The sequence below is a fragment of the Candidatus Eisenbacteria bacterium genome (assembly GCA_013140805.1).
Taxonomy (GTDB): domain Bacteria; phylum Eisenbacteria; class RBG-16-71-46; order RBG-16-71-46; family RBG-16-71-46; genus JABFRW01.
On sequence record JABFRW010000024.1, the window covers coordinates 1 to 10,329 of the forward strand.

Here is a 10,329-nt window from a genome sequence, read left to right on the forward strand (position 1 = left end):
GCCCCGGCCGTACCGGCGCGCGCGGCTCGGGCGTGGCGGCGCGGTCGGCCTGCTGAATCAGAGCCGCAGTCCGCGCGACCGCGACCGAACCCGGGTCGAGTGCCCGTGCAGCGGCGAGTGCCGTTCGCGCGTCGTCGAGCAATCCGGAGCGGGCGAGGCGCTCCGCCTGGTCGAGCAGCTCGGTGACGCGTTGCGCGATCGCACGTTCGACCCGCGACAGCATCGCACGGGCGTCCGCATCGCCCGGCTGCTGCTCGAGGATCGCGCGCAGATCGCGTCGCGCGCCGCTCAGATCGCCGGCACCGAACGCATCGAGGGCGACCGTGAACTTGCGGCGGATCTCGCTCGAACGTGCGGCCCAGCGATCGCTCAGCGCACGCACCCGGTTCAGGGCCCGCGTCAACGCCGTGTCTCCCGGCGCCAGCACCAGCGCGCGACTGTAGAGAAGCGTTGCGTTGGTGAGGTCCCCCTGACGTTCGCGCTCGGCGCCCTGTTCGAACGTGCAACGCGACTCGAGCAACGGGATGCGGCGATCGTCGGGCGCCAGCGCGCGCAGTGCGGCGATCACGTCGAGCGCTTCGATGCAATTGCCGGCGGCGCGGGCTCGCTCGGCACGCGCGACCAGTTCCTCGACGCGCTGCTTCTGCTGGGCGTCGAATGCCTTGGCGAGCCGGCCCTGGATCTCGTCCTCGCGCGCGCGGCTCGCCGCTTCGCGACTCTCGGAGACCGTGGAGCCGAAACGCATCGACAGACCCACGCGATGCACCGGCACCAGCGGGCCATCCTCGAACGCATAGTCGAGCAGCAGCGAGCCGAGCGTCAGTCCGGTGCCGCCCGTCAGACGCGACCCGTTGACTCCGAGGCGCAGGTCCATCATCGGGTGCGCGCTCACCTGAAGGCCGGCATGGAGGCGCGCACTGCGGCCGCCGGTCGCCTCCAGATCGAGCGTCGCGAGGGTGGGCGCGAAGCCGATGCCCGGCGGCCGCCATGCCAGCCCGGCGCGCGTGGTGCGCGGCTCGACCACTTCGTCGAGGTCGAGTCTCACCGCGGGCGCCAGCACGTTCTGGAATGCGAGACCCAGCGTCAAGTCGTCGAACATCGAGGCTCGCGACGACAGCGCGAGGGCCGGCGAGAAGGTAATGCCGAGATCGGCGCCGACGCCGGTCGCGGCGCGTCCGACGATCGACTGGCGCCGCACCTTGGCGACCGCGCCCACCGACCAGCCGGCCGGCAGCGTGCGCCCGTAGCCGAATGCGAATTCCGATTCGCGACTGGTGAGCCCGGTCCCCACCACCACGTTGCGATCGTCGCGTGCCTCGAGGTCGTCGACTCCGAACTGGCGATACGAGGCTGCGATCGCGCCCCACCGCCAGTTCGGCATCGCGAATCCGGCCGCGACTTCACGCCCGCCGAGTTCACCGTACGAAGCCTGACTGGTCTGGAACTCACCGCGTCCCACTCGCCCGAGCCCTGCCGGGTTCCACATCCAGCCGCTCGCGTCGTCCGCCACCGCGGTGAACGCACCCCCGAGCGCGAGTGCTCGATTGCCGGCGCCCTGGGTGAACATCGAGGTGGTGCCCCCGTCCTCGGTGGCGTGCGAGCGCGACGGCATGAACAGCGTGGCCGCGAGTCCGCCGATCAGGAGCGCAAGCCAGCGAGCGGCACCCATGCGACCGGGGCTCATCGCACCACCGCCACGCGGCGCAGTGCGCGCTCGGTGCGGCCGCCGTCGAGGCGCAGGATCAGTTCCGCGACGTAGGCGCCGTTGACGACGACATCGCCGCGTCCATTGCGACCGTCCCAGGTGTCGACCTGGCGCAGGCCCGTCGCAACAGCAGCGTCCTCGAGCACCGTCGCGACCGCCTCGCCGCGCGCGGTCCAGATGCGGAGGGTGGCGCGGCCCGAGGCCGGCACGAAGAAAACGAAGCGTGTGGTCGTACGACCCGCCGCGAACGGATTCGGGAAGTTCGAATAGCTCCCCGTCAATGAAGCATCCGCGAAGCCGGCGGACTCGGTGCGCAGCGGGAAGGCCTGGCCCTGGGCCGGCAGCACGGCGACCGACAGCGCGCCGCCGGGTTGCAGCACGCCGACGTCCGCCGCCTCGATCGAGAGCCGGAAGCGGCCGCTCGCGCCGTTGCGCGGTGCGAGGCTCAGCTCCAGCGCTTCGGGCGTTCCGACCGCGACATCGATCGGCGCCGCCGCGACGAGCGTCGCGATCGAGTCCGTGGCACTCAAGCCGCCGCGGTTCGCCCACACTACCGCGCCGCGGCGAAGCGTGAGCCCGGTCGCGATGCGGCCGATCGGAATTGCGATTCCCGCATCGTCGACCGCGCGTACCGCAAGCCGGTCGAAGCCGACGGTTCCGGCGCCGGACGCCGCACCGTTCGCGAACGTCAGCCGCAGCGCCGCAACTTCACCTCCGTCGCCGACCACCGTGGCGGGGATCAGACTCTGACCGCCGACCACCAGCAGAAGTGATGCGGCCTCGATGCGCGTGATCCCGGAGCTGAGCGGGAGCGATGTCGGCGACTCACCGACCAGGGCGACGAACGTGCCGAGGTTCGCATCGCGCACCGCCACTTCCGCGCCCTGAATCACCAGTTCGACGAGGCCGAGCGGTGCGTCGCCCGCCACATTCACGTAGATCCGCACCGTGTCGGTCGCGCCCGCTTCGACGTAGCGGGCAGGCCATGCGAGCACCACCGGTGAGACGCTCGCGGGCGGATCGAACTCGGTCGCGATCGGTACGCCGTTCCAGGTCGCGCGCACCCGGTCGAGCACCACGCTGGGTGCGATCAGCTGCCGCGCGCCGTCGAGCACCCGCAAGGCGACGCCGTCGACACGAACGCGGCCGACCGTCGGCGCTCCGGGATGGCGCAGCAGCGCCGTGACCGCGAGCGCGTCGATGCGGCCCGCGGGCAGCGTGGGTGGAAAGCCCGGCGTCGAGTGGGCACGCAGGGTGTCGGCACGCGATTCGATGCGCAGCGTGTCCGAGTGCAGAGGAGTGGTTGCGAGCCGCACCGGAATCGACGCGCCCGAATTCGGATCGCTGACCGACACGCGCGTGCTGTCGAGGATCGCGAGCCGATAGCGCCCGAGCGGAGCAGCCGTCGCGAGGTCGGCGTGCACCTGCAGTTCGAGCGGCGTGTTCGCAGGCACGTTGAGCGCCGGCGAGAACACGAGCGTGACTCCCGCGGTGTCCGCCGCGCTGAGCGATCGATCCACCAGGGTCTGGAGCGGGCCGACCACGCGCACGCGCGTGATCACCGTGCGCGGGTCGGCGATGCGGAGGCCGTTCGCGTCTTCGAGCACCATGACGTAGGAGGTCATGCGCACGTCGCTGGTGACGCCGGTGACACCGGGACTCGTGACCTGCCAGCGCGCGAGCGTCGCGTCGAGCTGGCCGGGTGCTGCGCGACGCTCGCCCGAAGGGGGCGAGGCGACCTGCAGCTCGGTCGCGGGAGCGCCGACGCGCGCCACGCCGCTCACGATCGGGTAAGCGGGCGAGTTCGCGGTCACCAGCACCAGCGCGCCGCTGGTCGCGTCCTCGGCCGTGAAGTCGAAGCGGTTCGCGATCCGCACCCGGAAGTTCGGTACCACAGTGCTCGAAGAGACGTCGAGACGCAGCCCCAGGGTGACCGGTTCGCCGGGCTGCACCACGAAGGGAGTGGCGAGCGTCAGGTCCAGATCACCGCCGCTGGTCTCGAGCGCGGTGCGACTCAAGTAGATCGTCGCCCCTTCGAACACTTCGATGCGGGAGAGCAACTCGGCCGGCACCACCGGAGATCCGTCCTCGGCTTCGAGGTGCACACGCAATCCGGTCACACGAATCGCCGAGGCGCCGGCAAAGCCCGGATGCGTCAGGGTGAGCGAGTACGCCGTGACACCGGCCTGTCCGCGCGACAACGCACCCGGCAGCGACGCGGTCGCGAACAACCCGAGGCTGTCGGCGCGCACGAACACGCGATGCAGTCCCGAAGTCGAGGTGAGCGATCGTCGCGGCAGCCCACTCGGGGTCCCGGTGCCGGTCACGCCACTCGAGAACCGCAACTCGCCCGCGCCGGTCGCGAGCCAGCTCCACGTGATGTCGCGTTGCTCGCCGGGTGCGAGATCCACGCTGGCGGGCGTCGGACCGCTCACGTAGCCGGCCGTCGCGCTGCCCGACAGCACCGGAGCCGTCGGCGTGACCGACTGAATCGACTCGTTACCGGTGTTGCGAACCGTCATGCGAAACACCAGCGGCTGCGAAGGCGTGCTGGCGGACGGCTCGATGGCGAGGCTCGTCAGCAGCGGCGCCGAACTGAGCACCTGCGTCTCCGCGTTCACGACCGCGCGATCGAGCGGGCCTGAATTGTCGGACGCCATGGCGATGCCGCCCATCGGAATCGCGAGCTGCACGGTGCTCGAGTCGGCCGGCGTGCCCGACACCGTGATGGATGCGAACAGCCGAGCGCCACCGAGCGTGATCGGTTCCGAGAGAAACGGGCTCTGCCACGCGCCGTTGAACAGAGTGAGCGGCCCGAGTGCCGCGTCGTCGCCGCTGCCGGCGTCGAACGCGCCGTCGCCGCCGTCGCGCCACAGCCGCAGCTCTGCGATCTCCGCAGCGCCGGCGCTGCCGCGGTTCTCGAGCCGCACCGCCTGCAGCACGTCGTCGCGATAACCGTTGCGCGGGATCACGACGTCGAGCACCCGGATCGGCCCGTCGTTCGGCCCCAGCGTCAGTGCCGGAGCGCCGCGATTCGCGAGCTGAATCGCGCGCATGCCGTCGACGAGACCGCGACCGCCCGAGGACACCGGCCATGCGGCGCTCACCGCGGTCGCGACATCGAAGTCCACCGCCGCGGGGCCCTCGAGGTCGAGATCGAGCTGGTCGCCATCGGCGGCGCCGCTCGCCGAGACGTCGAGCGTGACGAACAGCCGGCGCGTGGCACCGGCCGGAAGGGAACAGCTGAGGCCCGTGAACGATGCGCGTCCGCCCACCAGCGAGGCTGCACCGAGCAGCGGATCGGTGGCCGGATCGTCGAGCACGCCGTCGTCGTCGCCGTCGAGCCTCAGGGCCACACGATCGATCTCGCCGTCCAGTTCCGCCGCGTTGCCTGGCCCCAGCGTCCGGTTGCGCACCGCGAACGTCGTGAGGGTTCGGTCGGTGGTGTAGCGATTGGTGACCAGCAGCTCGAGCGTCGACACATCGGGTTGTCCGGGCTGGCAGACGTGAGGCTTGATCGCGCTGGCCGCGAACACCACGCGATCGACGGTCGAGATCACGGCCTCGAAGCTCTCGTTGACCGGGACATCGACCGGGCCGTCGTTCCCGCTCTGAACGCCGAGCGCCGGGTCGGGCGAACTCGGCAGGCCGAGCCGCACGGTGCTGTCCTCGGCCGCCGACTCGGCGATCGAGACCGTGACGAACACGCGCACTCCACCCGCGCCGAGTGCGCGCGCGAGCCCGGTGAGCTCCCAGCGATCGCCGGTGAAGGTCAGGGCGCCGAGCCGGGCGTCCGCGAGTGCGTCGAACGCGCCGTCTCCGTCGTCGGCCCACGCCTCCATCGCCGCAAGGTCGAGTGCCGCGCGCGCGGTGCCGAGATTGACAACGTTCAACCGCTGCAGCACGTCGCTCGCGTAGCCGTTGGGCGGAACGCGAAAGTCGAGCGCCAGGTGCCGCACCGCGCCGACCGTGAGCGGGTTAATGGGTACCGCGAAGCGCTGGATCTGCGCGGCGCTCATGCCGTCGACTGCAAACGTGCCGGCGGGATCGAGCGGGAAGCTGCCGCGCATCACCGTGGCCGGCAGCACCGTGACCGCGGCCGCGTTCTCGATGCGCAGATCGAGTGCGTCGGAGTCGCGCGCTACCAGTGAGGGGCCGCCACGCACGAACAGCACGACCGAGTCCTTGGCGGGCACGACCAGAGAGAATCCGGTGAATGCGATCAGGCCGCCCGAGGCGCCGGCGCTGGCGAGCGGCGCGGGGGCCGCGAAACCAGGGGCTGCGACCGAGCCGTCGTCGAACATCAGCTCGAGAACGCTCCAGTCGGCATCGAGCTGGGCGACGGTGCCCGTGCCCGCGGTGCGGCTCTGGAATCGCACTGCGACCAGCGTCTCGGGTTCCGACGCGGCGTTGACGACCCGGAAGCGGAAGACTTCGGCCTGCTGCCCCGGTACCAGCGTCGCCGCCGACTGGGGGAGCGCGACCACGCGTACCTCGGGCGAGTTGGCGGTGATGGTCACGACCGCGGTGTCGCTCACGCCGTTGTGTCCCGCCACCACGCGTTCGATGCCGGGCGAGAGTGCGGTGAATTGGCCGGATCCGTCGACCGTACCGAGCCCGTCGAGCACCTGCCAGGCGATCGGCACCAAGACCTCATTGCCGTGCGCGTCGACCGCGGCCGCGCGGAACGTCATCGAGCTGTCGGTCGCGAGTGCCGCGACGTTGGGCGAGATCGCGATCGTGGCGAGCGAGCCGGGCGAGACGCGGACCGTCCAGCTGTCCGCGTCGATCAGGCCGTTTGCGTTGCCCTGAATCGCGGCCTGGAATCCGAGCGTGCCGGTGGTGTCTTCGTAGAACACCGGAAACGGCTTGCCGACCGCATCCCCGAGCGTCGGTGCGTCGACCACGAAATGCAGCTCGATCATCTTGCTGACCGTGACCGTCGACAGCAGCCGCGACTCGACGTAGTTCGCGGTCGAGCGATCCTCGAAGGCGATTGGACCGGTCGTCGAACGCACGTCGATCAGCCGCGGATTCGCGTAGCCGGCCGGCAGCGCGATGCGGAATCGGTTGACGCCGGTGGTGAGGAAGCCGGGGTAGACGTGCGCGTAGGTCACGAAGGTGTCGGCGATCGAGCCTGCGATGACGCTCAGAGGCTGCATCTCGGCCACCACCGAGTCGGCGGCGAAGCCGACGCTCGCGATCGTGGCGTGAAGCAGCGTGGTGTCGCGTACCGTCGCGACTCCGGAGGTCGACTGCCCGACGAACTCGAGCGGGCCCGTGTAGACATCCCCGGAGGTGCCGATCGGCACGTCGAGCGTCAGCGTCAGCGTGTGCTTCTGGCCGCCTTCGTCGGTGTCGGCCAGCTGCGATCCGATCAGGTCACTGCCGGCGATCGAAAGGCTTCCGGACGCGCCGGTCGAGGACGACCACTTGATCTGGCTCGGCGGGATCGCGTTCACGCCTCCCTGCAGCGAATCGCCCACCACGCCGAGGCGGTAGGGCGTGTTGGCCCGCATCGAAGCACTGATCGAGCCCTCCTGCGGAAGCGTGATCGGTACTTCGGTCGCGCCCGCGGATGCCGGCGCGAACCAACCATCGGCTGTGAGTTCCGTGAGTTCGACGCTGGGCGCCATTCGCACGCCGGCGGTCGTGCCAGTCGACGGCAACAGCCCCAAAAGGTGGGTCGATGTGCCGCTGATGCTCCACTGGCCGGTCGACGACCCACGCGCAATCGCACCGATCACGAGCGCGAAGCGCACGCGCTGCGTCGAGTTGCTGTTCGCCGAGGCGTCGACGTCGCACAGCGTCGGCAGGATCTGCCAGGTCGAATTGCCGGGCGCGAGCCGCGTCCAGGAGTTGCCGCTGCGCGTCCAGCGGAACTCGGCACCGAAGGCGGGACCGCCGGTGACCGGATCCGCACCCGCGAACGACAAATCGACGGTGACGGTCGAGACGTTGCGGAAGCCGAGGCCGTCGGAGACGCCGACGTCGACGTAGAAGGTATCGAGCGGGACCAGCGTGTTGCCGGCACCGCCGCTCAGGGCGCGCAATGTGACGTAGTTGACGCCGGCCAGCGCGACGGGCGCGAAGCCTCCGCACGTCGCCGCGAGCGTCAGCAGCGCGGCGAGCCGCGGAAGCGCGGCACGCACCGTGAAAGCGATGGACGATCGAGCACGCATGAGCGGGTGGAGTTCCCCGGGTGGCGCGCGGCCGTCGTGCAATCCGCAACCGGCCGACACGCCATGGTTTTCGGCCGCTCACCGACCCGGGTTGAGCGCTTCGAGGGCGGGCAACGAAGTGGGGAGGCGCCAGCGGCCGGGCTCGGCCGATCGCGTCCTCCCCGGGAGGAAGCCCTTCGAACAGGTGTCCGGCTAGCCGCGGATGAGCGACTCCGCGATCGCACCGTTCACACGCGCACTCGCCTCTTCGGCACTCACCTCGGCGGCCCACGCCAGGCGCGCGAACTCCCACGCCTCGCTCTCTTCGACGCAGCGCTCCGCGCGCTCGGCCGCGTGCCGCGCGCGCACCGCCGCCAGCGAAGCCTCGACTGCGTCGTCGACCGCCAGCCCGGCTCGCCAGGCCCACTGTCCCGCGCCGGAGGCGATCGCACTGGCGCGCGCCGCAGCCGCCTGGGCGTCAGCGATCGCAACGAGGAGCCCGGGACGGGGCTCGGTGAGCATCGTCGTCTTCGGGACCTTCGTCATGACCGACCTCCGCGTGTGATCTCCCCCAGCGGGAGACCTGCTCATGTACTTCTGCATGGACGGTGCCACTTGCCCCGCCAGCGTTACTACGCCGCGGCGGCGCGCCTCTTCCCGAACTCAACTCACGCATCGATACGCGGTTGACGCATCGCTGGCAGTCGGGAGGCAAGTGTTGCGAGGGTGACGCGGTTCGCTCTCGACGCCACACCGGGCGAAACACACTGCGGTTCCGCACCGTTTCGAAGGGGGAGATCGCCCACTCGAGCGGTCAGTCGGGGATGTGGCTCCTCGCCATCCGGGCGATGGCGGCGCGGAGGCGGCGATGGGAGTCGAAGCGGCGCACGAACTCGCTCTCGCACTCGCCGCCCTTGGCGCGGACCACCTCGATCAGCGCGCGGCGCTCGGTGGTACTCCAGCGCTCGAGCCCCGGGAGCACGCAGATCAGCGGCGCCCAGCGCTCCCACGCCATGCGCTCACTCGGCGAAGCACCGCGCAGCGACCGCACACCGAGGCGCACCGCGGCACGCGCTGCATGCGCATGCACGTCGCGATCGCCGGCCAGGAACTTCGTCACTGCGAGTCCCACGTTGGCGAGCGGCAGGCGACCGATCACGTCGTCGCGCTCGGCGCCCGGCTGCCAGTAGAGATTCTCGCGCGCGAGGGATGCGAGCGTGGCGCGGCTCGAGCGGTGCCCCGGCCGCCGCTTCATGCGTTCGGTCTCGATCGCCACGCGACGCCTCGTGGCGGCGTCACGCGGCCGGAATCCCAGCTTGTAATAGAACCACCACGCGCCCGACGCCAGCGCCTCGTCGTTGCCGTCGCCGAGCTGATACGGATAGATCGTGAACGTGGTGCTGCCGAAGATCAGCCGCGTCATCGCCAGCACCCGGGCGTAGACCGCAGCGGCGTCGACTCCGCGCCACGTCTCGAACACGTTGTAGGCGATCTCCGAAGAACCGTAGAGCGCACTCGTCAGCACGTAGCCGATCGGAATCCCGTTCTTGAGCGTCAGGTAGCCGTACACGGCTTCGAGCAGCAGGCGGCGCTCGGGCACCACGCCGATGCACGCGAACTGGAGCCCGTCCGGATAATCGACGAGCCGCACGTCGCGCGGATTCCCATACGCGAACGCATCGAGGTCGCGCTCGCGCGCCACCATCGCCTCGCGCGCGAGGTCGATGTAGCGGCGCCCCTCGCTCGCCGGCAGCATCCTCAGGGCGTGCGGGGGCTCGCGCAGAGCACGAGCGAGATCCGGGCGCGAGCGAGCGAGCGGCTCCGATTGAAAGTGAAGCGGTGCCGTGACGATGCCCGCCACGGTGCGGTTCGGCGTTCCAGGACCGGGTTCGAGCCGGATCGGCACGTCGAGCGTGTCCCACTCGATCTCGCGCACCGTCTCCGAGGCCGCGAGGCGGCCGAACGCGTCGATCAGAAAGGTCGCGTCGGTGTGGCTCCCGCGCATCCGGTCGATCCAGCCACGCCCGCCGAAATCGTACTCGTCGAGCGCCGGAGATTCGGCGGCGTGCGCGAACAGCGGCAGCAGCGCCGCGAGGCGCTCGTCATTCTCGAACTCGTCCCAGACCACTCGCAGGCGCTCCGGCCAGCGCTCGGCCAGCCATCGCGCGGTCGGCGCGAAGAAACGAAACTCGATCGCGGTGCCGCGAATGCCGCTGTTGGTGAGCGCGACGCGATGCCGCACCAGCGCGGTCGCGAAATGACTCAGGAATCCCAGCAGCGACAGGCGCGCGAGTGCCGCGAGTGCGTCGTCGTCCGGGTAGGCGGCCATGAAGCACAGGAGCTCGTGAAACGCGACGATCTCTCCCGCACTCGTGAGCGTGCCGGACAGCACCTGAAGCACCAGCAGGCGCTTCCGTGCCGCGTGCCCGACGCCGAACTCGCCGCGCAGCCGCGCGAGTGCTC

At 70.5% G+C, this 10,329-nt stretch carries 4 protein-coding genes; all 4 read right to left on the minus strand.

The window, feature by feature from the left end; genetic code table 11:
- On the minus strand, positions 1 to 1,684 hold a 1,684-nt coding region (locus HOP12_02395), incomplete at its 3' end, for a hypothetical protein (protein NOT33000.1).
- Positions 1,681 to 7,887: a hypothetical protein gene (locus HOP12_02400; protein NOT33001.1), complete on the minus strand. Its 6,207-nt coding sequence runs from the start codon at positions 7,885 to 7,887 to the stop codon at positions 1,681 to 1,683. The genes HOP12_02395 and HOP12_02400, both read right to left, overlap by 4 nt.
- 192 nt (positions 7,888 to 8,079) lie before the next feature.
- The gene (locus HOP12_02405) at positions 8,080 to 8,412 is read right to left on the minus strand and encodes a hypothetical protein (protein ID NOT33002.1); all 333 of its coding nucleotides are present in this window, start codon (positions 8,410 to 8,412) and stop codon (positions 8,080 to 8,082) included.
- A 268-nt stretch (positions 8,413 to 8,680) separates the two neighbouring features.
- Positions 8,681 to 10,329, minus strand: a 1,649-nt coding sequence (locus HOP12_02410; protein ID NOT33003.1) for a hypothetical protein, incomplete at its 5' end; no start/stop codon positions are given.

Bases quoted from the DNA above. Each gene is read 5' to 3' on its own strand.
- HOP12_02400 (NOT33001.1), bottom strand. From the start codon at position 7,887: ATGCGTGCTCGATCGTCCATCGCTTTCACGGTGCGTGCCGCGCTTCCG.
- HOP12_02405 (NOT33002.1), bottom strand. From the start codon at position 8,412: ATGACGAAGGTCCCGAAGACGACGATGCTCACCGAGCCCCGTCCCGGG.